The sequence below is a fragment of the Pelagibius sp. genome, from assembly GCF_965227505.1.
Lineage (GTDB): Bacteria > Pseudomonadota > Alphaproteobacteria > Kiloniellales > Kiloniellaceae > Pelagibius.
In genome coordinates, this window is the sequence record NZ_OZ245757.1 from 4,634,146 (window position 1) to 4,659,732 (window position 25,587).

Consider the following 25,587-nt stretch of genomic DNA (forward strand, 5'->3'; position numbering starts at 1 on the left):
GGACGATACTACGTCGCGTTGCCGTCAACCCTCTGCGCGGCAGGCCGGGAACGCGGCGCAGGGCGCCGGGCTCCCGGCCCAGGAACCGGACGGTGCCGGATGTCAGCGCTGCTTGCGCAGCTTGAGCGCCGGCGGCGGACAGTCGTAAGGGCAGCCGCCCGGGGCGACCAGCACGGCCGGCCGCTTGGCCGGTATCCGGGCGGCGGCACGCTCACGGTGGCGCAGCCGCTCCGCCGTTCCTGCGTTGCCCGACGGGCCGGCCAGCGGGACCTGCAGGCGGACCTGGGGGGCCGCCACCGCGCTGTGCTGCAGGCTGTAGCGCACCCGGGTCATGGGCCTCAGGTCGCCGTTGTCCACTGCACTGTCGTAGTAGAGGAACGGCAGGCCCGAACTCGGCTGGCTGGGGCTGCAGCTGGCATAGAATTCGGTGCGGCTGTCCAGCACCTTGTCCAGGCTCACGTAAACCGGACCGTTGTTGTTGGCGGCGTCCAGGGCATCGATGCCGGTCTGCTGCACAGCATCAAAGTCCCAGGGCTCCTGCTCGAGGACCTGCTGCCAGGTGTTCTGGTCGAAGGGCACGTCGCCGGGGCTGACCAACTCCACGGTGTAATTGTAGACGTCCGCGCCTTTGACGCGGATGCCGGCCTCGTGAACGCGGTAGTTCGCCGGGCAGTCCACGGTGAAGCGCAGCGCGATCAGCTTGTTGAAGCTCTGGCCGACGAGGTTGTAGGCCCCGTCGGAGTAGCCGAAACCCATCACGCCGGTGAAGCCTGAGATCTGTTTCAGCTGGGCGAAGTTGCTGTTGCCCCCGCCGGGGATGGCGACGGACTCCGAAGCGGAGAACGGCCCGGTCTCTGCGCTCGTGGCGGAGGCGAGGAGGGCGATTGCGGCCGCCAAGGCGATCCCGGGGGCGATCCCGGGGGCGATCCCTGGCAGGCCAGGGTTCCGAGGCGGCAAAGCACGAGATGAACAGTACTGGGTCATGGCGGTATCCTTTCAAGGGTCAGGACCGCGCCCAATTGCGGCGGTGTAGCCATGGGTCGGGCCATGGCCGCCGCCAGTTCAGTGACAAAGAAGGGGTAGGGGGCGCCTGCGCGGCGGCTCCGGTCGTTATGACGCCCGCAGGAAGGGCAGCAGGCCGGCGAGGATGCCCTCCGGGTCCTCCTCCGGACCGAAGTGGCCGGAGTCCGTCGTTGACCCGCTGACGTCCTCGGCCCATTGCCGCCAGATGCCCAGCGGATCGCCTGTTTTGGCGGGAAAGCCGGCGTGCCCCCAAATGAAATGCAGGGGGGCTGCGATCTTGCGTCCGGCATCCAGATCCGCCTGATCGTCGGCGCGGTCGCAGCCGGCACCGGCGCGGTAGTCCTCGCAGAACGCATGTAGGCGCGCCGGGTCGCGGTAGGCGTCGCGGTAGAGGGCCAGCGCCCGCGGGTCGAAGACGGCCAAGTCCTTGTCCCGGGTCCAGGACTGCAGGGTGTGATCGACGTAGTAGTCCGGCGCGCTGGCGATCAGCGTCTCCGGCAGGGGCGCGGGCTGGGCCAGGAAGGGCCAGTGGTAGGCCTTCATCGCCATCTCGGCGGAGAATGCGTCCCACATCACCAGTGTTGGCACGACCTCGATGATGGCGAGCCGTTCGACCACCTGCGGATGGTCGAAGGCCATGCGGTAGGCCACCCTTGCGCCGCGGTCGTGGCCGACAACCCGGAAGCTGGCATGGCCCAGCCCCTGCATAACGGCGACCACGTCCTCCGCCATGCGGCGCTTCGAATAGGCGCGGTGGTCCGCATCGCTGGCCGGAATGCCGCTTTGGCCGTAACCGCGCAGGTCGGGCAGGACGCAGGTGAAGTGCTCCGCCAGGGCCGGTGCCACCCGGTGCCAGGTGGCGTGGCACTGCGGATAGCCGTGCAGCAGGACCAGCGGAGGGCCGGCGCCCCCGATACGGCAGAAAATGTCCGTTCCGGCGCCCTCCAGGCGCTCTTCGCGGAACCCGGGAAACAGATCGTCTGGTGTCATCGCTATCGTCCGCCGGCCTCAACACTGTTTCCGAGGCTAGCGGTCGGCAGGGTTTCGGCTCAAGCGATTCGGTGTGGGATGGGGCAGAGGGAACGCCCGCTAAGATGAGGGAATGCTGGAGGGGCGCGTAATCACATAAAGCGCGCCCAGCAGAATCAGGCCGCTGCCGATGCCGTTCACGACGGCCGAGTCGGACAGCATGATCATGATGACCGTCGCCAGCATCATGCCGAGCATGGCGGCGCGCTTGGACCTCGGTTCCACCACGCCGTGCAGGAGATAGGCTTCCACCGAGGGGCCGACGCCGGGCCAGGCGAAAATCCGCTGCTGCATGGCCGGGCAGCTCTTCGCAAAGCAGGCGGCGGCGGCAATCCAGAAAATCGTGGTCGGCATGACCGGGAGGACCAGGCCGACCAGACCGATGACGAAGAACCCGTAACCGGCCCCGGTCCAGGCCCAGTTCCGGCGGCTCCGCTCAGCCGCCTCGGCGCTCTTGGCCGTGGCCTGCTTGGCGCTATCCTGTGCTGCGGTGCTGCCGCTCATGGATGGGATACTCACTCCGTCGCCTGCTCCGTGCTACCCGTGGCCGCCCCGGGCATGGGGAGCTTGAAATCAACATGGTCGGGCCTGGGACAGAATGCCAATTGATTCTTTCGATTGCGTTGATTGGCAGCACCGACCGCTCGTTTTCCACCTCCGGTTCTGAACCGTCGCCGAAGCTCTTCTGGTCGACCAGCGCCGGAGAGGGTCCGGGTTCGCCGGGCAGGAGGGGTAGGGCTTCTGAGGTTTCGGCCCGGGTTTCGGTTGGGCGCCCGACCCTTGCGTCCCGGTGATCTTCCAGCGCGCGCCGGGCAACCTCCCGGTGAAAACAGGATCCGGCCGGCACCGGGGCAGCGAAGCCGCGGATGGATTCGAGGTCGTGGAGGCGAGACTTCCCGTTGCGTTTGGGGATACCGGGCCGGATGTCTGGATCCGGCCGGAGTGCGGTCATTCAACGGCCTCGGCAAGAGGTTCGGTGAGCGGATGGATGCGCGCCTGGGGGTCGACCCAGACCCTGACGACGGCCTGCGCGGCCGCGGCCTTCTCTAGGCTGCGATAGATCGGGCAGTCCGCCCGGGCGGGCAGGGAGAACCCCAGTACAACGGCGGGGTCGAACCGCTCGGCAAACTCCAGGCAGTAGCCCACGTGGGGCGCGTGGTACCAATCCGGGTCGATCTGCACGCGCTCCATCACCCGGCCCTCCAGAATCTCGCCGCTTTGGACCCGCGGCTTCGTGGGGACGCCGGCCGTCGCGCTTTCAAAGCCCCGCAGGAAACGCTGGCGGCGCCACAGGGCTGCGATCCCGAGCGCCAGCGTCGCCAGGAGCCCTGCGGCGAGGCCGGGCATCGCGGGCAGGAGCACCTGCTCGAGATAGGGGGCGTGCGTGGCAAAGAGGGCGCCGATGACGCCGGGCCCGCCGCTCACCTGGAAAACCAGGGAGGGCAGCAATGCCAGGCCGGCAAAAATGAAGACCAGCCAGAGCGTCAGCAGGCGGATGATCAGCTGCTCGATGGCCCTGTGTAGTCCGGTTTCCCAACGCTCGAGGCGCAACCCCTCGTCGTCGAGCAGGTGACGGCGAAAGAGATGGCGAAAGCTCTGCACGTCCGGGTTTCCGGCGCCGCCGGTCTTGAACTCAAGCACCCGGCCCGACGACAGGCTGCCGTCTGCGTAGTAGCGGACGCCGGAGAAGGTCTCACCCAGATAGACGCCGCAGCGCAGTCCGCCGAAGCGCGCCGTGGCGCGGACGGCCCAGTCGCCGAACATCCAACCGATGACACCGGCAAAGACAAGGCACAGCAACCCGACGACGGCCAGCGACAGCAGTGTATCGTCTGCAAGGTGCCCTTCAACCAAAGCGGAAATGCCGCCCGGTTTCCGGCTGTTCAGGATGATCGCAAATCCCCGGTCGAGGAAGTAGAGCATGACCGCGGCCGGCAAGGGGGCCGCAAGGTATCTGATTTGAGGCATGGTCCACCCCGGCTATCCAATAACGCGAGGGGTCTGGCCTTGGCGGGCTTATCTTCCCCTCGGGCATGTGTCGTGAAGGGGCGGGACCGGGTTCATAGGCCGGGCCGAACTCGGCACGGTCCGGCTGTCGATGCGCTTGCCGGGTGGTATCTTGGATTGCCGGAATCGCTCACGGTGGCCTACTGTCTCCGCGCCTCATCCTGGGAGACTGCGATGCGCCGCTGTGTTGTTGTGTTCTTGTCTGTGCTGGCTCTGGCGGGCTGTGCGTCCACGTCGTCGCAAGACGGTCCGACCGGATCGGCGATCCTGCCGCCGGAGGTCCGCGCCCAGCTGCAGCCGGGCGAAGGCCCCTATGCGCCGGACCAGGTCTACGCCAGCCCGGCGGCATCGCCGAATGCATATGATAGTATTCTGCTGGATCCGTTGCTCTACTTCGCGCCCCTGGAGCAGATGCGCCTGGTGTCTCCGGACGACCGCCAGGTGCTGCTGAACAACCTCTACATTCTCCTGCGCGCCGAACTGGCCAAGGACTACAGCCTTGTCCGCTTTCCCGCAGCCGGGGTGGCGCGGGTGCAGTTTGCGATCCTGCCGGAAACCCGGGATGCCGTAGTTCTCGACACCGTGTCGACGGTGGAGCCCGGCAGTGGCGAGGCCGCGGTGGTGCAGGACATGCTGGCCAGCCCGCTTCTGAAGGGGCGTGCCTTCGTCATTGAAGCCGAGTGGACGGACTCGGTGACGGGAGAGGTTCTCGGGGCCACTGTCGACCGCAATTTCGGGCGCCGCAGCATCGATGCGGACCCGATCCGAAGCTGGGCCGATGTGAATGCCTTGCTCCGGGACTATGCGGTTCTGCTGCGCTATCGGCTCTGCCGCTTCCGCGAGGGGGAGGATTGCGTGACGCCGCCGGCCCCCCTCGGCTGAAGCGGGCGGGCCGCGGCGCGGCGGCGAATCGGGATCCTGCCGCAGCGCAGGCCGTGGGCCTTGCGCGACTGTCGTGTTCTCAATGGCTTAACCATATTTGTTAACCAAACCGCCCGGGGCGCCTATACTGCGGAGCAGGGGGTGCCGAGGGATACGGGGCACTTGTGAGGCCGTTTCTGCCGCTCACCGGCAGGGGTAGCCCGGAGGTCTCGAAGCCGTCGGCCTGGAAGTCGAATCAGGGGGGATCGTTTGACCTTCCTTGGCAAGCTTGCCGGCGGTGTGTTGCGCGGACAGGGTTGGTCGCGGGCAACGCCGCTTTTGCGGGGCTGTCTGTCGGCGGCGGCGCTGGTCGCCTCGGTCGACGCCACGCTGTCGCTGGCGCGGCGCAACCGCTTGGACCAGATCCTCGACGAACTCTGTGCGGCCCATGATCTGGAAGTCCACAGGGCCGTCGAGATTTTCGAAACGGACCTGGGGCGGATCCGCACCGACGGCCGCGCGGGTCGGGCGGCTGCCCTTGCGAACGTCAAGCGCTTGGCGGGGGAGACCGCGGCGGTTGACCTGCTGCTGCGGGTCGTGCAGGCCATCGCGCTTGCCGACGGTTCCGCCAGTGCGCACGTCAAGGCCATGGTCCAGGAAATCGCTGCGGCCGTCGGCGCGCCCGCGCCTGCGCTGGCGGGGACGGAGGCCGCGCAGGACCTTGGCGCCCGCGTGATTGTCATCGGCAACGAAAAGGGTGGAACCGGCAAGTCCACGACGGCGATCCATATCGCCACCGGCCTGGCGCTGCAGGGGCAAAGGGTCGGCTGTCTCGATCTCGACGGGCAGCAGGGAACGCTGTCGCGCTTTCTGCAGAACCGCAAAGCCGCCCATGAAAGCTCTGCCGAAACGGTTGTCGTGCCCAGGTATCGCCGCATCGAACCGTCCTCGGCCGGGCGCAAGCTGGAAGCCGAGGCCGAGGAGCGCGGCCGCTTCGACGAAGCCATGGCCGATCTCGGCGGCTGCGATGCCGTCGTGATCGACACGCCGGGGCACAGCAGCCACCTGGCGCAGTTGGCCCACGCCCACGCCAACGTCGTCATCACGCCGATCAACGACAGCTTCATCGACATCGATGCGCTGGCGGACATCGACCGTGTGCGCCGGGAGGTCCGGGCGCCCAGTCACTACTGCCGCATGGTCTGGCAGGAAAAGCAGGGGCGCGACCTGAAAGGCAGTTCCGATCTGGACTGGATCGTCACACGCAACCGGGTCGGCCAGTTGGACAGCCGCAACACCCGGGAGATGGCCGGGCTGCTGGATGTGCTGTCGCAACGCCTGGGCTTTCGCCTGCAGCCCGGCTTCAGCGAGCGGGTGGTCTTCCGCGAGCTTTTCTTCCGCGGCCTGACGCTGTTCGACCTCGCCGAACACCAGGTGCCGCATAGCGGACGCCAAAGCCTTCAGCGCGCGAAGCAGGAGGTCGAGTCCTTCGTGAACGCGGTTACTGCGAAGGCAGATCGTAGTACCAGGGCGCAAAGAGACTGAAGGCCGCCCAGACAAGGACGATCAGCGGCATGCCGACCCGGACGAAGTCCATAAAGCGGTAGTTTCCCGGCGTCATCACCACCAGGTTCGTCTGGTAACCGATGGGTGAGGCGAAGGAGCAGTTCGACGCGAAGATCACCGCCACGGCGAAGGGTTCCACGGGCAGGTCCAGGACGTAGGCCAGATCGACGGCTATGGGTGTAAAGAGCACGGCCGTCGCCTTGGTGCTCAGGACGTTGGACAGCAAGGCCAGCAGCAGAAAGAAGGCCGAGAGGATCTGAGCCGGTGTCGCGCCGCTGAGCGCCGCCATCATGGTTTCCGCCAGAAAGGCAGCCCCGCCGGTTGCCTGCATCGCCGCCCCCAGCGCCAGAGCCATGGCGATTGTCAGCACGATCTTGCGGTCAAGCACCTGTAAGGCATCACCCAGCGAGAGGATGCGCGTGGCGATCATGGCCGTTGCGCCGCAGAAGGCCGCCAGGGCAATGGGAATCACGCCGCTGGCCGAGGCGGCGATGACGCCCAGGAAGATGGCCGCCGCGACACGCTGATGGCTGGCCGTGACCAGCGGCTGGCGCGACCATTCCATCAGGACGACGCTGCGCTCGCCGCGCAGGCGGTCGACGTCTTCCGGCCGACCTTGGATCAGCAGCACGTCGCCGTCCTTCAGGGGAATGCGGGTGATGCGCTCGCGCAGCATGCGGTTGCGCCGCTCGATGCCCAGGACGATGCAGTGGTGCTTGTAGCGAAAGCCGATCTCCTCGAGCGTGTGCCCGACGATCTCGGAGTCCGGGCGCACCATCACCTCGGCCTGGACCTGCCCGCCGAGCAGCCAGCGCGGCCGCTTGATCTGGTCGCTCCCGTCTTCGCTCTGGCCCTGCTGCTGAACCGCATCTTCCAACAGTTCCGGATGCAGCAGTTCCGGCTCGTTCTTGGCGAGACCTGCCAGCGCGGCACGGGTGGCGGCGATGACCACCAGGTCGTTGGCCTCCAGCACCAGGTCTTCGAAGGGCGGCAGGATCGCCCGTTCGCCGCGCTGGATCATCAGGATGGTGATGTCCGGCAGCGCAGGAAAGATACCGCCCACCGGGCGCAGGCCCACCAGGCGCGACCCCGCACTTATCGAGACCTGGGCGACGAAGTGGCGGCCCTGTTCCCCGGCGCCGCCCGCTGTCGCCGGCCGGTCCGGCAGCAGGCGCGGCGCGACCAGGAGCAGGTAAACGAGGCCGCAGCACGCCAGCACCAGCCCGGGCACCGTGAAATCGAAGAAGCCGAAGGTGTCTTCCCCCAGATCGTCCAGTTCCAGGGAGACCAGCAGATTGGTCGAAGAGCCGATCAGGGTCGTCATGCCCCCCAGCACAGATGCATAGCTCAGCAGCATCATGTAGCGACTGGGCGACTGGCGGAACCGCTTGGTCAGGGTCTGCATGATCGGCACGAAGAGGACGACGACCGGGATATTGTTCAGCACCGCGCTGAAGGCCATCACCACCACCAGCATCATGGTGACGGCGAAAAAGGGATTTGACCGCGTCCATTGAATGACCGCATTGGCGGCAAGATCCAGAACGCCGGTGCGCGTCAGACCCTCGCCCAGCACCAGCAGCGCCAGAACGGCGATCAACGCCGGATTGGCAAATCCGGAGAACAGGTTGCGCAGACTCAAGAGATCTTCCCCCTCCGCGCCGACGACGGGGAAGAAGTGGAAGAAGAGGATGAGCACCGCGATGACCGAGAGGGACGTCAGTTCGATGGAGACGGCCTCGGTCGCAAAGAGGGTGAGCGCCACCACGATCACAGCGAAGAGGAAGCCCATCTGGAAGGTGGCGAGAAGATCGGCGGGGATCATTGGCCGGCGTCCAGGGCCATGGCCGGCGACCGCCAGGCAAACGAACGAAGCAGAGCGTGCAGCACCTGAAGGCGGTTCCTTCGAATCCTTTGGCGCTCAGTCTATCGCAGAATGCCGATTCCGCGAGCGCTTCTCTGTGGAAAGTCTTGGTCCTGCAAAAACCGCGCAGGCTTGCACCTGCGGGCCGGCGGCCTGAGTTATTCTTGTGGTCGTCGGAACCGTTGGTTCCCGCGCAGCAGTCCGGGCGAAGAACGATGGCCCGGCCGGTGCCATCGTCGCAGCGCGCTCCCGGGACCGGCGGGATGCAACGGTGCGGCGGCGGTGCCGGTCATCAGGCGCGATCCAAATGCGGCGTGAAGACCGTGCGCGCGGCAAAGCGTTCGCCGGGTCCCAGGCTGCGGAACCCGCTGTCGCTGCGACCTTGCCGGGCCAGGTTTACCGCATCGGTCATGGCCGAAACGGGCTCGACGCAGAAGAAGTCCTCGGCGGGCGGTGTGTAGACGACTAGAAAGCCCAGCACGGCCTCCGATGTCATCGTCAGTTTTGCACCCCATTCCGGCCATTCGATCTCTGCCTGCCCACCGAAGTCGGTGAAGCAGTTGTCGAGCGCACTCTTGGCCGGCTGGATGCCGCGGCCGGGATCGCGTTCCGGCGGCGGGACAACGAGCTGCGCCGGCATGACCTCGGCGTCGCTCTCCCACATGCGCCCGATGGCCGCAGTCAGCCGGCATTCCGGCGTGCGTGGAAAGTAGGGGTGCAGGCCGAGGCCCGCCGGCATTGCGCGCGCACCTGTGTTGGTCACGGCGATTTCGATCATGAGATCGCGTTCGCTCAGCTCGAAGCGCTGTTCGGCGCGATAGCGCGACGGCCAGTCGCTGCCCCCTTCTTCGGGGCCGCCCCCGTCTTCGGGATAGTCGAAGACCAGGGTGACGCCCGCGGCGCTCCGGTCTTCTGCGCGCCAGCGGTTCTGCCAGCCATGGCCGTGAATGGCATGGTGTTCCGGTGGAAAGTTCAAGGCGAGCTGATAGTCGTTTCCCTCGAACGAAAAGCGTCCGTCCCGAATCCGGTTGGAGTAGGGCACCAGCGGAAAGCAGGCGGAATCGGTCGGCGCAAAGCCGTCTTCGGCGGGAGCCGCGCGCATCCAGTCCACTGCGCCGCCCTCGCGGTACCAGCGAAAGGCCGTGATGCAGCCGCCATCGAGGCTCAGTTCCAGCTCTGCCTTGCCGGCGGCCAAAGTCAGGCGGCCGTCCGTCGGGAGGGCTGGTTCTCGCTCGTTACCCTGCATCGTTTCGCTCACTGCTTGAGATGATGGAGAACCCCAACCCCCTGGGCGACGGGCCTTACCGGTTTGCCAGCCTCTGACGGTCGTTTGACAGTGTCAGGCATCGGCGCGCGCCGCAAGGCCCCCTGGTGGCCTCAGGATGCCGGTCTTCGGGCCCCGGTCCGGGGGAGCCCGGCGAGAGGCAACCTCTTTCGGAGTAGCACGGGGTTTCCGTCTTCTCGGCAGCGGGCATCTGCTATTGCTTGGTCCGAACCTCGATTGCGGCTTAGACTTGGCGGCGCGGGAGCCGTGTTGTTTTTTGCGGCGCCCGCCAAGCGGCGCCGGGGGGTTCGCCAACCTGTTGTGATCCATGTCTGCCCGCAGGGATCGCGGGCAGCGGTTTCCTGCAGGTATGCGGTTTCACAAGGCCGGCGCCGCAAAAGCGGCGGCGCGCGCACGTCAGGGGGCGAACCATGCCGACGCCAGCTTCAAGCACCACATCATCCGCCAACACGGTCTACGACTGCATCGTGCTCGGAGCCGGGATCAGCGGCGTCACCGCGGCCCGGGACCTGCAGGCCGCCGGGCTGAAGGTCTTGCTGCTGGAGGGGGCGAGCCGCATCGGCGGGCGCATGTATTCGCGCCGCGACATCGTGAAGAAAAGCGGCAAGCCCGTGCCTATCGAGGGCGGCGCGGAGTACATCCACATCGCCGAGCAGGACCGCTACCTCGAGTTCTGGCGGGAGGTCCGCAAACACGGTTTCACCACCTCGCCCTTCCATAAATGCGGCATGGGCTTTCTGAAGATTCCGCGCAACCGCATGTTCTTCAGCCCCTGGCAGCGCACCAAGATGCTGGCCGAGGTGATCATCCAGCCCGAATTCTGGTCGATGCCCGATGCCCTGCAGAAGATTCAGGAATTCGATGCCGATACCAAGGCCGACATGACGACGGCCACTTTCATCAAGCGCTATGCAGAGAAGAACGATCTCTCCAAGCGTGCGCTGGCGCTGCTGGAGTACACGTTGTCCGCCCACACGCCGGGGCCCTTGAACGAGATCTCCATTGCCGGGCTCAAGACCGACGCCATCGTCGACCAGTTGATGGAGCGCAAGGAACTGCGCATGGAACACGACTCGGTAAAGCCTTTCGGGCTCTGCGGCTTCGACACGCTGCCGGCGAAGATTGCCGAGGAGTTCCGCAAGGCCGGCGGTCAGATCGAAAAAAGCCGGGCCGGGTCCACGGGGCGCAAGGTCGTGAAGGTCGAGCGCCTGGCCGACGGCACGGTCGCGGTCACCACAGCCGGCGGCGCGATCTTCCGCGGCCGCAGCGCGGTCTGCACGTTTTCCGTGGGCATGCTCAACCCGGACAGCGGCGAAGGCGATGCGATCTTCGGCCCGCTGCTGACGCCCCGGAAGCGCGAGGCGCTGGGGCTGGTGCGCATGGGCGCCATCACGAAGTTCAGCCTGGAGTTCAAGGAACGGGTGTGGGTCGATGACGGCGGCGAATCGTCGGGTCACATGTCGGTGCTGAGCAACCCGCAGGGCAAGGCGCGCACGTTCTTTTCCTCCTTTCCCAAGGAGCATCACGGGCCGCATGTGCTGACCGGCCTGCTGATGAATCAGGACCACGACCAGATCGCCGGCATGGACGACGAAGCGGCCATCGCCCATGTTTTCGAAGCGATCGGGCGCATCTACGGACGCAACCGCCGCTGGACGCAGAAAGCGGTGCTGGCCGGCAAGACCGACCGCAGCGGCACGTTTCGTCCCAACTATCTGCGCCAGGACTGGTCGAAAGACCCCTTCGCCAAGGGCGGCAACTCCTATCTGGCTTTCGCGCCGCGCCGCCAGGGCCGGATGCTGGCCAAAGAAGCCCGCGAAGCACTGAAGGATCCGCGCGATACGCTGCCGTTGTTCTGGGCCGGGGAGGCGGTGGCGCCAGCTTACGACCGCCACTATCAGCCGCTCGCGGTGCACGGCGCCTATATCACCGGACGCCGTGTCGCGGAAGATCTCCTGCATTTCCTCAACGACGCCGGCGGTGACCCCGCAAAGTTCGCGCGTTACTACGCGCAACGCTATCTCTAGGACCACCCCGCTTCTGTGCAACCCTGCCATAGGCAATTGTTTGTTTTGATCCTTCCCAGATGCCTCTAAGGTAGCCGCTGACAAGAGGACAGCCGGTACGGAGAGACGGGATGTCGGAGGTGAAGTGCCTTTGGCCTGCGGGCGCGGCGCTGGGCGAAGGCCCGCTGTGGTCGGTCGGCGAAGGCGCGGTCTATTGGGTGGACATCAAGTCTCCCGCGCTGCACCGCTACCGGCTGGCGGACGGCGACACCACGTCCTGGGTGATGCCGGAGCGCATCGGCTGGGTCATCGAGCGTGCCAACGGAGAGGGTCTGGTCGCCGGCTTCAAGGACCGCGGGTTCGTGTTCCTGACCCCCGGCACCATGGGGGTCGAGGTGATCGGCCAACCCGAACCGGACTACCCCGACAACCGCTTCAACGACGCCAAGGCCGACTCCCAGGGCCGCATCTGGGCCGGCACCATGGACGACAACGAGCGCGAAGCCAGCGGCAGCCTTTACAGGCTCGATCCGGACCTGGACTGGCACCGCGTCGACAAGGGTTATGTGGTGAGCAACGGCCCGGCGCTCAGCCCCGATGAAAGCGTGCTTTACCACACCGACACCTTTGAGGGCACGATCTACGCTTTTGATCTCTCATCCGACGGACGGCTGAACGGCAAGCGCGTCTTCGCCAAGATTCCGGAGGGCGATGGCTACCCGGACGGTATGGCCTGCGATGCCGAAGGCGGACTCTGGGTCGCCCACTGGGGCGGCTGGCGGATCAGCCGCTTCCGCCCGAACGGCGAACTGGACCGGGTCATAGAAATGCCGGTCGGGCAGGTGACGAGCTGTGCCTTCGGCGGCGAGAAGCTGGACCGCCTTTTCGTCACCTCGGCCGCCGTCGGCCTTAGCGACAAGGAACTTGAGGACCAGCCGCTCGCCGGGGCCCTCTTCGAGATCGACCCCGGCGTTACAGGCGTGGCGCCTGGCCGGTTTGGCGGCTAGCCCTTACTTCTTTTTGGCTTTCTTGGTCTTCTTTGCGGCTTTCTTGGCTTTGCCTGCCTTCGGCTTGGCGCCCAGGGAGACGCCGTTGAAGTCGGCGATGACGTCGGCCAGCATGGGCATGTGCCAGTCGCCGCGGCCCATCGCCAGCGCCATGGTGTAGCTCTGCTGTACGGAAGAAGCGACGACCGTGGTCAGTTTTTCGGCGTTGGCCAACTGGTTGTAGTAGCGGATGTCCTTGTCGCAGTTCGCCAGGGTGAACTCATGCGCCTTGGGATCGCGGCCGATGACCCACTTGCTGAGGTTCTGGAAAAACCCGCTGTTGAGCCCGCCGGCGGTGATGACGTCGTAGAACTTGTCCAGCGGCACGCCGGTTTTCTTTGCGGTGGTATAGGCCTCCGCGAAGATCGCCGAATAGCTCATGGCCACGAAGTTGTTGATCAGCTTGATCTTGTGGCCCGAACCGATGGGCCCGACGTGAATGATGTTCTCTGCCCAGGTCTCGATGATCGGCAGGATCTCTTTCAAGGTCTTGTCGTCGGAGCCGACGAAGGTGTTGAGCAGACCCTGTTCGGCTTCCTTAGGGGAGCGGCCGAGCGGCGCGTCGATCAGACGCACGCCGAGCGGCTTGAGTTCTTCGGCCAGGGCGATGGTGGAGTTGGGGTCGGCGGTCGAACAGTCGACGACGATCAGGCCCTTGTGGGCCCCGGCCTTGATGCCGTCGGCCCGGTGGATCAGGTCTTCCACCTGCACCGACGAGGTGACGCAGAGAAAGATCACATCACAATCACGCGCCATCTGTGCCGGGCTCTTGGCCTCCTTGGCGCCGCGCTTGACCAGGTCCTTCACCGGCTTCTTGTTGCGGTGGCCCATCACCTCCAGGGGATAGCCCTTCTCGACGATGTTCTTGGCCATGCCGTGACCCATCAGCCCGACGCCGATGAAGCCGACTCTCTGCTTCGCTGCGCTCATTTACCTCAGTCCTTCCATCTGCGCCCAGGCCCCTGTTTGCGTTTGGGGGTACAGGCGCCGGGTGTTCTCAATTGCTGGCGACGACGTGCTGGCGCTGTTCGCCCAGCCCCTCGATGCCCAGGGTCATCACGTCGCCGGGCTTCAGATAGGTGGGCGGGTTTTGGCCCATGCCCACGCCCGGCGGCGTTCCGGTGGTGATGATGTCGCCGCTTTGCAGCGACATGAAGCGGCTGACGTAGCTGACCAGATGTGCGACGGGAAAGACCATGGTCTTGGTGCTGCCGTCCTGATAGCGGTGGCCGTTGACCTCCAGCCAGATCGGCAGGTTCTGCGGGTCCGGCACATCATCCGTGGTAACCATCCAGGGACCGATGGGACCGAAGGTGTCGGAGCTCTTGCCCTTGACCCACTGGCCGGTTCCTTCGAGCTGAAAGGCACGCTCCGAGACGTCGTTGACCACGCAATAACCGGCGACGTGGGACAGGGCGTCTGCCTCCTCGATGCTGTGCCCGGGCGTTCCGATCACCACGCCCAATTCGACCTCCCAGTCGGTTTTCTCCGATCCGCTGGGAATGATGACGTTGTCGTTGGGCCCGCAGATGCAGGAAGTGGCCTTCATGAAGATCACCGGCTCGCGCGGCACGTCGACGCCCGACTCCTTGGCGTGATCGGCGTAGTTCAGGCCTATGGCCACGAACTTCCCGACCTGGCCGACACAGGGCCCGATGCGCGGTGTGCCTTCGATCTCCGGCAGGCTTTCCAGGTCCAGCCCCTTCAGCGCTTCCAGGTTCTCGGGAAGCAGCGCCGCGCCGGCCAGGTTCCCGATCTGTCCGGAGAGGTCGCGCAGAATCCCCTTCCGGTCGACGGCTGCCGGTTTTTCGCTTCCGGGCGTTCCATAGCGCAGCAACTTCATGGCATGTCTCCTTATGCTCTTCTGTTCTTCGATGCTCTTCCGGGCCGGCGTTATTGAACCGGGGTCAGAACCGGCTGTCCGGCAAAATGCGCCCGCAGGTTCTTCACGACAAGGTCGCCCATGGCGTGACGGGTCTCGGCCGTGGCACTGGCGGCGTGCGGCTGGAGCACGACCTGATCCATCGTCAAGAGCGCTTCGGGCACCTTAGGCTCCTCCGCGAAGACGTCCAGTCCGGCGCCGCCCAGGCGCCCCTCCTGCAGGGCCGCGACCAGCGCGGGCTCGTCGACCACCGACCCGCGGGCGACGTTGATCAGCACGCCTTCGGGCCCCAGGGCATCGACGACGGCGCGGTCGACGATGTTGCGGGTGGCCTCGCCGCCCGGGCAGATCGCCACCAGGTAGTCGCAGTCCCGCGCCATCGCCACCAGGTCGTCGTAATAGCGGTAAGGCACGTCGCTCTGACGGCTGCGGCCATGGTAGCTGATCTCCATGCCGAAAACCGCGGCCTTGGTGGCGATGTCCTTGCCGATGCGGCCCAGACCCAGGATGCCCAGGGTTTTGCCGCGGATGCTGCGGGTCAGGGGCATGTTCGCCTCCAGCCAGCGGCCGTCGCGGACATAGCGGTCGCCGACGCAGATCCGCCGGGAGGTCGCCAGCAGCAGGGCGATGGCCATGTTGGCGACGTCGTCGTTCAGAACGTCCGGCGTGTTTGTGACAATCACATTGCGCTTTGCTGCATGGGGAAGATCGATGGAGTCGACGCCGACCCCGTAACAGCCGATGATTTCGAGGTTCGGCAGGGCATCCATCAGCGCGGCGGAGGCACCCAGATGTCCGTTCGTGCCGATGGCCCGGACGGCGGGGCCGACCTTGGCCAAGAGGGCGTCCCGGTCCTCCGCCTCCCAAAGACGATGGACCGTGAAGTCCGCGTCCAAGGCTTCCATGACGTGCGGCATCATTGGGCCGACTAGTACAAGCTCCGGCTTCACTGTCTGTTTCTCCGTGATACGAGGGCGCCCTTGCAGCCTCAGGACCGCAAGGTCGCAAGGCAAAGGACGCCGGGACATAGGGGCATTGGTAAGCTGCGCTAGGGCGGATCTGGAGGTTGCGTGGCTGGCCCTCAGGCGGGGGCGTCCAAGATCAATAGCAAACCTGCGGCCCAGCGCCAAGGCGACAGCGACGCAGCCGTCGCATGCCGGTTTTGCATCCCGGTGTTGCATACCGGCGCGGCGATCCTCCGTTGCGCGGCCTGCGCGCCATGGTCACAATCACCGCCCGTGATAGCCCGAGGAACGCAGGAACGCGCCCCTTGCCGGCTGCCGTTAAGCAAAAAACGTCCAGAGGCGGGAGGAACGCAGCGTGAAAGTTCTCATCACCGGGGGGGCGGGCTTCATCGGCCTGCGGTTGGCGCAGGCATTGCTGCAGCGCGGTAGCCTCACAGCCCCCGATGGGGCCCAGGCGGCCATCGATTCCCTGCTGCTGTTCGATGTCGCGGCACCGGCGGAGCGCCCGGCCTGGGCCGACGAGCGGGTGGTCTTCCAGAGCGGCGACATCTCCGATGCGGCGACCGTTGCCGGCCTCGTCGACCGTGACGATATCGCCGTTTTTCATCTGGCTTCCGTCGTCAGCGGAGGCGGCGAAAAGGATTTTGATCTCGCGATTCGGGTCAATCTGCACGGCGGCTTGAACGTTTTCGAGGCCTGCCGTGCCCGTGGCGGCCTGCCGCGCGTCGTGTTCGCCAGTTCCATCGCGGTTTTCGGCGGTGCGGGCATGCCCGCCGTTGTGGGTGACAGCGTCAAGCAGACGCCGCAGACGACCTATGGGATGACCAAGACCGTCTGCGAACTGCTGGTGAACGACTACACGCGCAAAGGCTTCTTCGACGGTCGCTCCGCGCGGTTGCCGACAGTGATCGTAAGGCCCGGCAAGCCCAATCAGGCGGCTTCCAGCTTCGTATCCGGACTCTTTCGCGAGCCTTTGAACGGGGAGCCTTGCAAGATCCCGGTGGCGCCGGAAACCGTCATGCCGGTGCTTGGCTACCGCTCGATCGTCGACGGCTTCATCGCCCTGCATGAGGTTGAGGGAGCGGCCCTGGGGGACGACCGCGCGGTCAGCCTGCCGAGTTTTACGGTCACTGTTGCGGAAATGATCGAAGCCCTGAGACGGGTGGGCGGCGCGCGCGCGTTGGGAGAGATCGTCTTCGAGCCTGACCCCTTCATCGAGCAGATCGTTGCCGGCTGGCCAAAGGACGCTTCTTATGAGCGCGCCACGGCGCTTGGCCTCCCCAAGGACGCGAGCCTGGATGCCATCGTGGAGGCTTACATCGAGGATTATCTGTGACCGCGCCGCGCCCCGTCATTGCGGTCGACTGGGGCACATCATCGCTTCGCGCCTATGCCCTGGGTTCCGAGGGTGCGATCCGGGATCGCCGGGCCTCGGACGCGGGGATTCTGCGGGTTCCGGAGGGAGATTTTGCGGCCGTCTTCCGACAGCAGATCGGCGGCTGGCTGGACGAGCAGCCGGACGCGCTGGTGGTGATGAGCGGCATGATCGGCAGCCGGCAGGGCTGGATGGAGGTGCCCTATTGCCCCTGTCCCTGCGATCTTTCCATGCTGGCCGGTGGTCTGCGACGTCTGGACTGGCCGGATGCGCAGCGCTGGCCGGGGGTCGAGGTCTGGGTCGTCCCCGGGCTCAGTACCGAAACCGCGCCCGGTCTGCCCGATGTGATGCGTGGCGAGGAGGTTCAGATTTTCGGCGCCTTGCCCGATCTGTTTCACGAGCGCGCTCTGATCTGTCTGCCCGGCACCCACAGCAAGTGGGCGAGTGTCGCAGATGGTGCGGTGACAGGCTTTGCAACCTACATGACCGGGGAAGTCTATGACGTTCTCCAGGAGCACTCCATTCTCGGCCGCCTGATGACCGAGGAACCGGCGGCGGCGGACGCCTGGTTCGAGCAAGGGGTCACGCTGGGCGCCGAGGGTGCCTTGCTGCATGTACTGTTTTCGGCGCGCAGCCGTGTGCTCAGCGGCGACCTTCCGGAAACCGCCGTGCGCAGTTATCTCTCGGGATTGCTGATCGGCCATGAAGCCGCTGCGGCGCTGCGCGATCTCGTGCGCCCGCCACCACAGGTCGCTTTGCTCGGCGCGCCGGCGCTGGAGACGCTTTACGAGGTTGCCTTGTGCAAACTCGGGTGCGATGTAAGGCGTCTCGATGCCGAGGTGGCAGCCAAGGGCCTGTTTCAGGTGGCATCCAGGCTGCTCGACGGCGATACCATCGCGGGGCTGCGATGAGCGATCTCAAGTCTTGGATGGACCGGATGCCGCTGGTGGCGATCCTGCGCGGCGTGCGGCCGGAGGAGGTCGTGGCTGTCGGCGAGGCCTTGCTGGCCGAAGGGATCGGCATCATCGAGGTGCCTCTGAACTCCCCCAGGCCCTTTGACAGCATCGCGGCCCTGGCCGAGGCCTGCGGCGGCGAAGCCCTCGTCGGCGCCGGCACGGTGCTGGATCCCGCCGATGTCGAAAGGGTCGCCGGGGCGGGCGGGCGCCTGGTCGTCACCCCCAATGCGGGGGCGGCGGTCGTCAAGGCCGCAAAGGCCCGGGGCCTCTATGCTGTGCCCGGCTTTGCCACGCCCACCGAGGGGCTGGCCATGATCGAGGCCGGCGCCGATGCGGTGAAGCTGTTTCCGGCCGAGGCCAATCCGCCGCCGGTGGTGAAAGCGATGCGCGCCGTCTTTCCGCCGGATCTTCCCGTCCTGGCGGTCGGCTCCATCACGCCGGAGAAGATTCCCGGGTATTGGGCCGCGGGGGGCCGGGGCTTTGGGTTGGGCGGCAGCCTCTACCGGCCCGGCGACGATGCGGCCGCAGTGGCAGGCCGCGTGCCTGCCTTCCGCGAGGCGGTGGCCGCAGCCAAGGCCGCAGGACCCAACTAGAAGGAAGCGGACATCACGGGAGTAGCGACCACCGGGCCTGCTTCTGCCGGCGGCATATTAGGGTCCCGCTGCGAAGGAATGTTTAGTAGGAAGGTGTCAGAGAAGGCGAAATTACGAAATCAAGAATACATAAGAAGTGAAAGTGTTTGTCTTTTCTTGAGATTGGTGCCGCCTCGATATCTGATCTTGAGGTGGGAATCAGATGCGAGATCTGATGCTCAATTTACTTGTGTGGCTGCCTAACCGGTTGAGGGCGTTCGATGGAAAGGCTACCGCTTAGACCCCTCTTCTTCGTACCTGCGTATTTGCTCCTTAGCTTTACGTCAGTTTATCCGGTTTTATTGGATATAGATTTTGCGGTGTTTTGGAGTCTTCTTCTTGGTTTGGGCGCCTTCGCCTTGCAGTTCACTTGGGCGTATCGCGCATTAGTATTTGTTTCAACGCGACTTCATTATCTACGGCACAGCGTTAGTGACCCTGAACCCCTATGGACAGCCCGCCGCATCTTACTGATGTTGACCGCATTTATTGCAGGTGTGGTTTTGTACAAAGGGTACCTGCAATCCGCGATGTTCAGCGGAACGCTTCTTGAAGAACCTGTTGAATGGTTCTTGGCGATGGGGACGGCGATCCTGTTTTTTGGTTTTTTCTGGGTTCCAGCCCGCGCGGTGTGTGAAGCGGAGGCGGGGAGGAAAGTCCCTTTGCACAGCGTAGTGGGTACCTTTCTCTTGTTCGTCTACATTGTCATTGGGGCGCCTTTCATTTATCGGCGGCTGAAGGATATAGGCAACAAGACAGTTGGTGGATATGCCGACATGGGTTGATCCCCTGTTCTTGACCGATCTCCCCGATGATTGCGACAGAGTGCGGAGATAGTGAAGTGCTCCCCAGAAGCTGCGCGATTTTAGGCAGGTCCGTTTCCTGATGAGGGAGACAGACGATGAAGCGCAGCAGATTTGCTGGCGAGCGGATCATTGGGACCCTGAATGAGTATCAGGCTGACCTGTCGGCCGCCGATCCCCGCCGTAAACTCGGCATCAACGACGCCATCTTCTGGAAGCGGTGTTTCCGCTACGGCGGCATGGAAGTCTCCGACGCCAAGAGGCTGAAAGGCCTGGAGGAGGAGAACCGAAAGCTGAAGAAACTCCTGGCCGATCAGGTGCCCGAAAGCGCGACGCTCAATGAGACGCCCGGAAAAGACTTCTGAAGCCGGGCTTGAGGAAAAACGACGTGTGCCGGGCAATCGAAGAAAAGGGTTGTTCGTAGCGTTGAGCCTGCAGGCCGCTAGAGCGGGATCTCACCACCGACCGCGATCTTGCCGATCTGCGGATCGCAGTTCTCGATGTAGCGCAGCAGGGGCGCCCAGTCCTCGCGCAGTTCTTCGATCCTCTGTCCCGGGAGATCGAAGATGCTGAGGCCCTGGCCGGCGATTTCGGTATAGACCGTCCGGTGGCGCAGGCGGCCCACCCCGACGTGGCCAACGCCGAGCATGAAGCTGTCCAACTGCGCGGCGGAGCGGGTGCCCAGCTGCACGCGGTTGCGCACCACAGCGACCGCGGTCTTGCTTTTGCGGATCGGCTTCAGGGAGTCCAGCTTTTTCAGGAACGCAGCCGTGGCCTCGACGTCGAAGCCCGATGGCAGGACCGGAACCACCACCACGTCGGCGATCCGCAGCAGGTCGTCGATCTTGCCCATCTTCATGGCCGCCGGCGAGTCGATCACCAGCCTGTCCACGGCTTTCGGCGGCTTGGCCTGGCCGTCACGCCAGTCGAGCGGCGTGATCCGGCCCGCCTCCTGCGGGCGCTTTTTGATCCAGCCGAGAGAACTGCCCTGCTTGTCGGCATCCGCCAGCGCCGTGCGCAGGCCGGCATTGGCAAAGACGGCGGCGAGATGGGTGGCGACCGTGGTCTTGCCACAGCCGCCCTTGGGATTGGCGACGAGAACCGTGATCATGCGGCCAAGCCTACCCCAAGTCCGCCCCGCTGCTCGACCGATTTCCGCGGCTCGGGCCCCCGTCAGCAGGATTTCTTAGCGAGGCGCCTCGTGCCAGAAGGGCTTGGTCCTGGCAAAGGCCTTCCAGGTCGCACGCATTTCCGGTTCGAACTGCGTGACGCCATGGGCGTACCAGCCGATGACCTTGCCGGCCGCCTGCTCAAGCCCGGCCGGGCGCCGGCGCCCCGCCTGCGGTCTGGTGAGATCCGCCAGCAGGTCCTCGGCCACGGCGACGTCGTTCAGGTGGCCGAGGCTTTCCTGCAGGTTGCGCATTGCCTTGATGTAAGGCGCCGCCTTTTTCTGCGGATAGAGATCGCGGAAGAACTCTGTCGTGTAGCGCAGCTTTTTCATGCCGATGCGCACGCGGTGGCGCTGCTCGATGGACAGTTTGGCAAAGCGGCGCCCCAGCTTCAGGGTCTTGCCGTGACGTTTGCTCAGCAGCTTGTCGGCCAGGGTGATCAATGGCTGGTCGAGCCAGACCGCTTGCGCCGGTGTCAGGTCGGCGCAGTGCCAGGCTCGATCCTCCAGCCAGCCGCCCAGCTGCAGGATAAAGCGCGTATAGCGTGGGTCGCTGAGGGCGTGACGCACCTGCACATAAGCCTCCGCGCGGCGTTCGGTGACCGCCTTGCGGAGGACCGCCAGGTCCTTGTCGCCCTCGCGATTCAGCTCCAGCGGCGCCAGCAGGTCGGCCAGGAAGACATCCCAGTCCCGCGCGGGGCCGAGCGCGCCGAGGATCCAGCGCGCCTCCTCGTTCAGGCGGCTGCAGTGCTCGGGCGGCAGCAGTTCGGAGAACACTGAAAGGGCCGAGCGGAAGCGCCTGAGGCCGACGCGCAGCTGATGCACGCCTTCGGGATCGCTGCCATCCAGGGCCGCGGCCTCGTTCGCCGTCCAGTGGAGAAGACAGGACTCGAAGATGGCCGCCAGGGCGTCGTCTGCCTTCATACCGGGCTTCAGGGCCAACGGCTTGGCGCGGTGCCAGGCGGGGCGCCGCCCGGTCGCCAGCGCGTATCCGCGCGCTGACTTGCTGCGGGTTTCCAGTTGGGTCGGCGCAATGTCCTGCAGCGACAGCGCAAGGTCGAAAAGCGCGCGCGGCGAGCCCTCGACCAGTTCCAGCTCGATCTCGGCGAGGGGCTGGACCGTCCCGGCAGCCTCGATCTGTCCGCGGTCGAAGGCGGCCTCGATGATTTTCAGGCGGCCGAGGGAGTCGGTGCCGTTCACCTGTTGTACTTCGCGGTGAACGCGGGTGGTGAATACCGGGCGCAGTTCGCCGGGCAGGATCAACCCCAGCGCGGCGCGGATGTTCGGGTCGTCGACGATATCGGGCTGCGGTTCGAGGGATGGGACCAGTCCCTCCCACTCGCTGCGGCTGAACAGGCCGGCAGCCTCTGCATCGCCGCTCTTGACCGTCTGGATGAAGCGCTCGCCGTCCCGGCGGATGCGGAACGCCAGCCCGCGCTTGCGCAGCCGCAAGTCCGCGGTGTCGTAGTAGACGTTCTCAAGGTTCTTGGTCTTGGGCGCTGATTCCTGACCGCCGCTGAGCTGGGGCGCCTGCCAGAGCCGCTCCAGGACCGCCGGTTCCGCCGTCAGCTTCAGTTCGATTTCCGTTCCGGTGGAAGGTTCACCCGCCATCGATAGTGTCCGTACTCCTGATGTTTCCGTACGCTTGGTGATCGCATCCGCGTGCAGCGTGCGCCCCGGCATCCTGCCGTTCTTGCTTCCGAAGTCAGTCTATCGTGTTATGGACGCCAGCCCGCGCTCTAGCCGTCGGCCCTTCCGCTTGGATGCGCGCAAAAGGCGACGGTTTCGTTTTTGTTAGACTGTACCTTTGCGGATATTCGTCCATGCCCGCAAGTGAAAAGGCGCCGCCTCTCATTCTCTCTGGCCATCCCATAATCAAATGATTAGGAAACTCCCGGATGCCCCATCTGTTGCTGCTGCGCCACGCGAAATCCAGCTGGGACGATCCCTCCCTGGCGGACTTTGATCGTCCTCTGGCGCCGCGCGGCGAAAGGGCTGCCCGGGAGATGGGGAAGTGGATCGGCAAGCGCAAGTGGCGCCCGACGCTGGTGCTGTGTTCCACGGCGGCCCGCGCGGTTCAGACCCTGGATCTCGTGCTGGCGGCGCTGCCGAAGGCGCCGGAGGTGCGGCTCTACAAGTCGCTCTATCTGGCACCGCCCAGCCGCATGCTGCGGCTGCTGGAAAGCCAGCCCGGCGATGCCGGCAGCATCATGATCGTCGCCCACAATCCGGGTATGGAGAATCTGGCGGCGCAGCTGGCCCGCGGCGACACCGCGCCCGCCGCCCGCCGCATGGCGGAAAAGTACCCGACAGCTGCGCTGGCGCACTTCAAGCTGGCGGCCTGGCCGCGGGCGGGACGGGCCACTGCCATGTTGCCTGCGGCTTTGAAGGACTTTATCCGCCCCCGCGACCTGGCCTGAGACCGCCATGGAAGGCCGGGGCCGGAGGCCCCGGGGCACCGTGTTTTCAAAGGCGGGAACATGCTCTAGCCTGCCGCAAAGAATCAATCAGGAGGAAACGGCCCCGTGAAGATCGCAGAAATGGATCGTCGCCTGCGCAGCCAGAACTGGTTCAACAACCAGGACAACCCCAGCATGACGGCGCTCTACCTGGAGCGTTATCTGAATTACGGGCTGACGAAGGAAGAACTGATGGGCGGCAAGCCGATCATCGGCATCGCCCAGACCGGCAGCGATCTGTCCCCCTGCAACCGGATCCATGTCGATCTCGCCCGGCGGATGCGCGACGGCATCCGCGATGCCGGCGGGATCGCCTTTGAGTTTCCGGTGCATCCGATCCAGGAGACCGGCCGGCGCCCCACGGCGGCGCTCGACCGCAACCTCGCCTATCTCGGCCTGGTCGAGATTCTGCACGGATATCCGATCGACGGCGTCATCCTGACCACCGGCTGCGACAAGACAACGCCGGCCTGCCTGATGGCCGCGGCGACCGTGGACATGCCGGCCCTCGCGATGAACGGTGGCCCCATGCTGAACGGCTGGTGGAACGGCAAGCGGGTCGGCTCCGGCACCATCGTCTGGGAAGCGCGCAAACGCCTGGCGGCCGGCGAGATCGACTTCGAGGGTTTCATCGCCCTGGTGGCCGCTTCGACGCCCAGCGCGGGGCACTGCAACACCATGGGCACGGCCTCGTCCATGAACTCCCTGGCCGAGGCGCTGGGCATGATGCTGCCCGGCGCCGCGGCGATCCCCGCGCCCTACCGGGAGCGCGGCCATATGGCTTACGAAACCGGAAAGCGCATTGTTGAAATGGTCTGGGAAGAGCTGACGCCCTCCAAGATCATGACCCGCGAAGCCTTCGAGAACGCCATCGTGGTAAACTCCGCCATCGGCGGATCGACCAACTGCCCGCCGCACATCACCGCCATTGCCCGCCACATGGGCGTCGAACTGGACATCGAGGACTGGCAGACCCACGGTCACGACATCCCGCTGCTGGTCAACCTGCAGCCGGCCGGGGAGTATCTGGGCGAGGACTATTACCGGGCAGGCGGCGTGCCGGCGGTCATCGGCGAACTGATCCGTGCGGGCAAGATCAACACCGGTGCGATGACGGCGGCCGGCAAGACCATGGGCGAACTGCACAGCGACATCGTCGCCAGCAATCCAGACGTGATCCGTCCCTACGATCAGCCCCTTATGGAAGAGGCCGGCTTTGTCGTGCTGTCCGGCAACCTCTTCGATGCCGCGATCATGAAGACCTCTGTCATCAGCGAGGATTTCCGCCAGCGCTATCTCTCCGCGCCCGGCCAGGAGAACCGTTTCGAAGGCCGCGCCATCGTGTTCGAAGGACCGGAGGACTATCACGAGAGGATCAACGATCCGGCGCTGGAGATCGACGACACCTGCCTGCTGTTCATCCGCGGCGCCGGGCCCATCGGCTATCCGGGCTCCGCCGAGGTGGTGAACATGCAGCCGCCCGACGCCCTCATCAAGGCCGGGGTCTCCGAACTGCCGACCGTCGGCGACGGCCGGCAGAGCGGCACCTCCGGCAGTCCTTCGATCCTCAACGCCTCGCCGGAATCCGCTGCGAAATCGGGACTGGCGATCATCCGGACCGGCGACCGCGTGCGGGTCGATCTCAACAACCGCAGGGTCGATCTGCTCATCAGCGAAGAGGAGATGGCGGCGCGTTGGGCGGCCTACGAGCCGCCGGTGTTGAAGCATCAGACGCCCTGGCAGGAGATCTACCGCGGCATGGTCGGACAGCTGGCGACCGGCGGCTGTCTGGAGCCGGCGGTGCATTACCACCAGGTGGTCAAGGACCTGCCCCGGGACTCCCACTAGGAGAGGTTGCCGGCAGTCGAAGAGATCGCGAAGAGGGGGAACGGAAGAATGGGCGAACGCCTGGCGGGCAAGACGGCGCTGGTAACGGCGGCGGCGCAGGGGATCGGGCGGGCGACCGCGCTTGCCTTCGCCGCCGAGGGCGCCCAGGTGCTGGCAACCGACATCAACGTCGACCGGCTGGAGGAGCTTGCCGGCACGCCGGGCATCGCGACCCGCCGGCTCGATGTGACCAATGCCCAGGGCGTGCACAGCCTGGCGGCGGAACTGCCGCCGCTGAACGTGCTCTGCAACGTTGCCGGCTTCGTGCATAACGGCACGATTCTGGACTGTCCGGAGGAGGACTGGGATTTCTCCTTCGACCTCAACGTCAAGTCCATGTACCGCATGATCTCGGCCTTCCTGCCGGCGATGCTGGATGCCGGCGGCGGTTCCATCGTCAACATGGCCTCCGTGGCTTCTTCCTTGCGCGGTCTGCCCAACCGCTGCGTCTACGGCGCCAGCAAGGCCGCCGTCGTCGGCCTCACCAAGTCCGTCGCGGCGGATTTCATCAAGCAGGGGCTGCGCTGCAACTGCATCTGTCCGGGGACCATCGAATCCCCTTCGTTGGACGACCGCATCGCCGCCTTCGACGACCCGGTCGAGGCGCGCAAGGCCTTCATCGCCCGCCAGCCCATCGGCCGCCTGGGCACGGCGGAGGAGATCGCCGCCATGGCCGTCTATCTGGCCAGCGACGAGTCGGCCTATACGACCGGCACGGCGATGGTGGTCGACGGCGGTGTGACGCTTTAGCTTCGTATCGACTTGCGCGAAGG

The 25,587-nt window shown here is 65.5% G+C and carries 22 protein-coding genes and 1 pseudogene; 12 read left to right on the forward strand and 11 right to left on the reverse strand.

What is annotated here, in order from left to right; genetic code table 11:
• Positions 1–102: 102 nt before the first annotated feature.
• The 4 genes from ACO06P_RS21760 to ACO06P_RS21775 form a co-directional block, all read right to left on the reverse strand.
• A complete protein-coding gene (locus tag ACO06P_RS21760) occupies positions 103–897 on the reverse strand; it encodes a hypothetical protein (RefSeq protein ID WP_420347329.1) in 795 nt (264 codons plus the stop codon).
• Between the two features lie 213 nt (positions 898–1,110).
• The gene (locus ACO06P_RS21765) at positions 1,111–2,013 is read right to left on the reverse strand and encodes an alpha/beta fold hydrolase (protein WP_420347330.1); all 903 of its coding nucleotides are present in this window, start codon (positions 2,011–2,013) and stop codon (positions 1,111–1,113) included.
• 99 nt (positions 2,014–2,112) lie between these two features.
• Positions 2,113–2,556: a YbaN family protein gene (locus ACO06P_RS21770; protein ID WP_420347331.1), complete on the reverse strand. Its 444-nt coding sequence runs from the start codon at positions 2,554–2,556 to the stop codon at positions 2,113–2,115.
• A 444-nt stretch (positions 2,557–3,000) separates the two neighbouring features.
• Positions 3,001–4,020 (reverse strand): hypothetical protein, encoded by a 1,020-nt coding sequence (locus ACO06P_RS21775; RefSeq protein WP_420347332.1) that lies wholly within the window; start codon positions 4,018–4,020, stop codon positions 3,001–3,003.
• Between the two features lie 213 nt (positions 4,021–4,233).
• On the opposite strand from ACO06P_RS21775, the gene ACO06P_RS21780 reads away from it, so the two are divergent.
• Together ACO06P_RS21780 and ACO06P_RS21785 are read left to right on the forward strand one after the other, a co-directional pair.
• Entirely contained in the window at positions 4,234–4,941 is a 708-nt protein-coding gene (locus tag ACO06P_RS21780) for a DUF3313 domain-containing protein (RefSeq protein WP_420347333.1), read from the forward strand.
• A gap of 249 nt (positions 4,942–5,190) precedes the next feature.
• Positions 5,191–6,465 carry a division plane positioning ATPase MipZ gene (locus ACO06P_RS21785; RefSeq protein ID WP_420347334.1) on the forward strand — a complete coding sequence of 425 codons (1,275 nt, stop codon included), beginning with the start codon at positions 5,191–5,193 and terminating at the stop codon, positions 6,463–6,465.
• Here ACO06P_RS21785 and ACO06P_RS21790 read toward each other — a convergent pair.
• Together ACO06P_RS21790 and ACO06P_RS21795 are read right to left on the reverse strand one after the other, a co-directional pair.
• Entirely contained in the window at positions 6,422–8,311 is a 1,890-nt protein-coding gene (locus tag ACO06P_RS21790) for an SLC13 family permease (RefSeq protein ID WP_420347335.1), read from the reverse strand. The genes ACO06P_RS21785 and ACO06P_RS21790 overlap by 44 nt on opposite strands.
• Positions 8,312–8,642: 331 nt before the next feature.
• On the reverse strand, positions 8,643–9,596 hold the full coding sequence (locus tag ACO06P_RS21795) for an aldose 1-epimerase (RefSeq protein ID WP_420347336.1): 954 nt from the start codon (positions 9,594–9,596) through the stop codon (positions 8,643–8,645).
• Between the two features lie 449 nt (positions 9,597–10,045).
• On the opposite strand from ACO06P_RS21795, the gene ACO06P_RS21800 reads away from it, so the two are divergent.
• Together ACO06P_RS21800 and ACO06P_RS21805 are read left to right on the forward strand one after the other, a co-directional pair.
• The gene (locus ACO06P_RS21800) at positions 10,046–11,662 is read left to right on the forward strand and encodes a flavin monoamine oxidase family protein (protein WP_420347337.1); all 1,617 of its coding nucleotides are present in this window, start codon (positions 10,046–10,048) and stop codon (positions 11,660–11,662) included.
• A gap of 110 nt (positions 11,663–11,772) precedes the next feature.
• Complete coding sequence (locus ACO06P_RS21805; RefSeq protein WP_420347338.1) at positions 11,773–12,648, forward strand: SMP-30/gluconolactonase/LRE family protein; 876 nt, start codon at positions 11,773–11,775, stop codon at positions 12,646–12,648.
• A 3-nt stretch (positions 12,649–12,651) separates the two neighbouring features.
• Here ACO06P_RS21805 and ACO06P_RS21810 read toward each other — a convergent pair whose 3' ends face one another.
• From ACO06P_RS21810 to ACO06P_RS21820, 3 genes are all read right to left on the reverse strand, one after another.
• Positions 12,652–13,617 (reverse strand): NAD(P)-dependent oxidoreductase, encoded by a 966-nt coding sequence (locus ACO06P_RS21810; RefSeq protein WP_420347339.1) that lies wholly within the window; start codon positions 13,615–13,617, stop codon positions 12,652–12,654.
• A 67-nt stretch (positions 13,618–13,684) separates the two neighbouring features.
• Positions 13,685–14,530, reverse strand: a complete 846-nt coding sequence (locus ACO06P_RS21815) for a fumarylacetoacetate hydrolase family protein (RefSeq protein ID WP_420347340.1) — start codon at positions 14,528–14,530, stop codon at positions 13,685–13,687.
• 50 nt (positions 14,531–14,580) lie between these two features.
• The gene (locus ACO06P_RS21820; protein ID WP_420347341.1) at positions 14,581–15,489 is read right to left on the reverse strand and encodes a 2-hydroxyacid dehydrogenase; all 909 of its coding nucleotides are present in this window, start codon (positions 15,487–15,489) and stop codon (positions 14,581–14,583) included.
• A 400-nt stretch (positions 15,490–15,889) separates the two neighbouring features.
• On the opposite strand from ACO06P_RS21820, the gene denD reads away from it, so the two are divergent.
• From denD to ACO06P_RS21845, 5 genes and pseudogenes are all read left to right on the forward strand, one after another.
• Positions 15,890–16,870: a D-erythronate dehydrogenase gene (gene denD / locus ACO06P_RS21825; protein WP_420347342.1), complete on the forward strand. Its 981-nt coding sequence runs from the start codon at positions 15,890–15,892 to the stop codon at positions 16,868–16,870.
• A complete protein-coding gene (locus ACO06P_RS21830) occupies positions 16,867–17,820 on the forward strand; it encodes a 2-dehydro-3-deoxygalactonokinase (protein ID WP_420347343.1) in 954 nt (317 codons plus the stop codon). The genes denD and ACO06P_RS21830 overlap by 4 nt, the downstream gene beginning before the upstream one ends.
• Positions 17,817–18,458 carry a 2-dehydro-3-deoxy-6-phosphogalactonate aldolase gene (locus tag ACO06P_RS21835; protein WP_420347344.1) on the forward strand — a complete coding sequence of 214 codons (642 nt, stop codon included), beginning with the start codon at positions 17,817–17,819 and terminating at the stop codon, positions 18,456–18,458. The genes ACO06P_RS21830 and ACO06P_RS21835 overlap by 4 nt, the downstream gene beginning before the upstream one ends.
• 260 nt (positions 18,459–18,718) lie before the next feature.
• A complete protein-coding gene (locus ACO06P_RS21840) occupies positions 18,719–19,282 on the forward strand; it encodes a hypothetical protein (RefSeq protein ID WP_420347345.1) in 564 nt (187 codons plus the stop codon).
• Positions 19,283–19,398: 116 nt separating this feature from the next.
• Positions 19,399–19,618: pseudogene (locus tag ACO06P_RS21845) on the forward strand (transposase); the annotation flags it as partial.
• 124 nt (positions 19,619–19,742) lie between these two features.
• Here the strand turns inward: ACO06P_RS21845 and ACO06P_RS21850 are convergent.
• Both ACO06P_RS21850 and ACO06P_RS21855 read right to left on the reverse strand, forming a co-directional pair.
• A complete protein-coding gene (locus tag ACO06P_RS21850; RefSeq protein WP_420347346.1) occupies positions 19,743–20,411 on the reverse strand; it encodes an AAA family ATPase in 669 nt (222 codons plus the stop codon).
• A gap of 75 nt (positions 20,412–20,486) precedes the next feature.
• Positions 20,487–22,079 carry a CHAD domain-containing protein gene (locus tag ACO06P_RS21855; RefSeq protein ID WP_420347347.1) on the reverse strand — a complete coding sequence of 531 codons (1,593 nt, stop codon included), beginning with the start codon at positions 22,077–22,079 and terminating at the stop codon, positions 20,487–20,489.
• 287 nt (positions 22,080–22,366) lie between these two features.
• Here ACO06P_RS21855 and ACO06P_RS21860 point away from each other — a divergent pair, with 287 nt between their 5' ends.
• The 3 genes from ACO06P_RS21860 to ACO06P_RS21870 all read left to right on the forward strand — a co-directional run bounded on the left by ACO06P_RS21860 (position 22,367) and on the right by ACO06P_RS21870 (position 25,564).
• Positions 22,367–22,888, forward strand: coding sequence for a SixA phosphatase family protein (locus ACO06P_RS21860; RefSeq protein ID WP_420347348.1), 522 nt, complete (start codon positions 22,367–22,369; stop codon positions 22,886–22,888).
• Positions 22,889–23,008: 120 nt separating this feature from the next.
• Entirely contained in the window at positions 23,009–24,775 is a 1,767-nt protein-coding gene (locus ACO06P_RS21865) for an IlvD/Edd family dehydratase (RefSeq protein ID WP_420349666.1), read from the forward strand.
• Between the two features lie 48 nt (positions 24,776–24,823).
• Entirely contained in the window at positions 24,824–25,564 is a 741-nt protein-coding gene (locus ACO06P_RS21870) for an SDR family oxidoreductase (RefSeq protein ID WP_420347349.1), read from the forward strand.
• Positions 25,565–25,587 lie beyond the last annotated feature (23 nt).

Excerpts from the sequence above, each read along its gene's own strand:
- ACO06P_RS21780 (WP_420347333.1), top strand. The coding sequence starts at position 4,234 with ATGCGCCGCTGTGTTGTTGTGTTCTTGTCTGTGCTGGCTCTGGCGGGC.
- ACO06P_RS21765 (WP_420347330.1), bottom strand. The coding sequence starts at position 2,013 with ATGACACCAGACGATCTGTTTCCCGGGTTCCGCGAAGAGCGCCTGGAG.
- ACO06P_RS21820 (WP_420347341.1), bottom strand. The coding sequence starts at position 15,489 with ATGATGCCGCACGTCATGGAAGCCTTGGACGCGGACTTCACGGTCCAT.
- ACO06P_RS21850 (WP_420347346.1), bottom strand. The coding sequence starts at position 20,411 with ATGATCACGGTTCTCGTCGCCAATCCCAAGGGCGGCTGTGGCAAGACC.
- ACO06P_RS21840 (WP_420347345.1), top strand. The coding sequence starts at position 18,719 with ATGGAAAGGCTACCGCTTAGACCCCTCTTCTTCGTACCTGCGTATTTG.
- ACO06P_RS21770 (WP_420347331.1), bottom strand. The coding sequence starts at position 2,556 with ATGAGCGGCAGCACCGCAGCACAGGATAGCGCCAAGCAGGCCACGGCC.
- ACO06P_RS21790 (WP_420347335.1), bottom strand. The coding sequence starts at position 8,311 with ATGATCCCCGCCGATCTTCTCGCCACCTTCCAGATGGGCTTCCTCTTC.
- ACO06P_RS21775 (WP_420347332.1), bottom strand. The coding sequence starts at position 4,020 with ATGCCTCAAATCAGATACCTTGCGGCCCCCTTGCCGGCCGCGGTCATG.
- ACO06P_RS21805 (WP_420347338.1), top strand. The coding sequence starts at position 11,773 with ATGTCGGAGGTGAAGTGCCTTTGGCCTGCGGGCGCGGCGCTGGGCGAA.
- ACO06P_RS21800 (WP_420347337.1), top strand. The coding sequence starts at position 10,046 with ATGCCGACGCCAGCTTCAAGCACCACATCATCCGCCAACACGGTCTAC.
- ACO06P_RS21810 (WP_420347339.1), bottom strand. The coding sequence starts at position 13,617 with ATGAGCGCAGCGAAGCAGAGAGTCGGCTTCATCGGCGTCGGGCTGATG.
- ACO06P_RS21860 (WP_420347348.1), top strand. The coding sequence starts at position 22,367 with ATGCCCCATCTGTTGCTGCTGCGCCACGCGAAATCCAGCTGGGACGAT.
- ACO06P_RS21870 (WP_420347349.1), top strand. The coding sequence starts at position 24,824 with ATGGGCGAACGCCTGGCGGGCAAGACGGCGCTGGTAACGGCGGCGGCG.
- ACO06P_RS21795 (WP_420347336.1), bottom strand. The coding sequence starts at position 9,596 with ATGCAGGGTAACGAGCGAGAACCAGCCCTCCCGACGGACGGCCGCCTG.
- ACO06P_RS21865 (WP_420349666.1), top strand. The coding sequence starts at position 23,009 with ATGGATCGTCGCCTGCGCAGCCAGAACTGGTTCAACAACCAGGACAAC.
- ACO06P_RS21855 (WP_420347347.1), bottom strand. The coding sequence starts at position 22,079 with ATGGCGGGTGAACCTTCCACCGGAACGGAAATCGAACTGAAGCTGACG.
- ACO06P_RS21815 (WP_420347340.1), bottom strand. The coding sequence starts at position 14,530 with ATGAAGTTGCTGCGCTATGGAACGCCCGGAAGCGAAAAACCGGCAGCC.
- ACO06P_RS21835 (WP_420347344.1), top strand. The coding sequence starts at position 17,817 with ATGAGCGATCTCAAGTCTTGGATGGACCGGATGCCGCTGGTGGCGATC.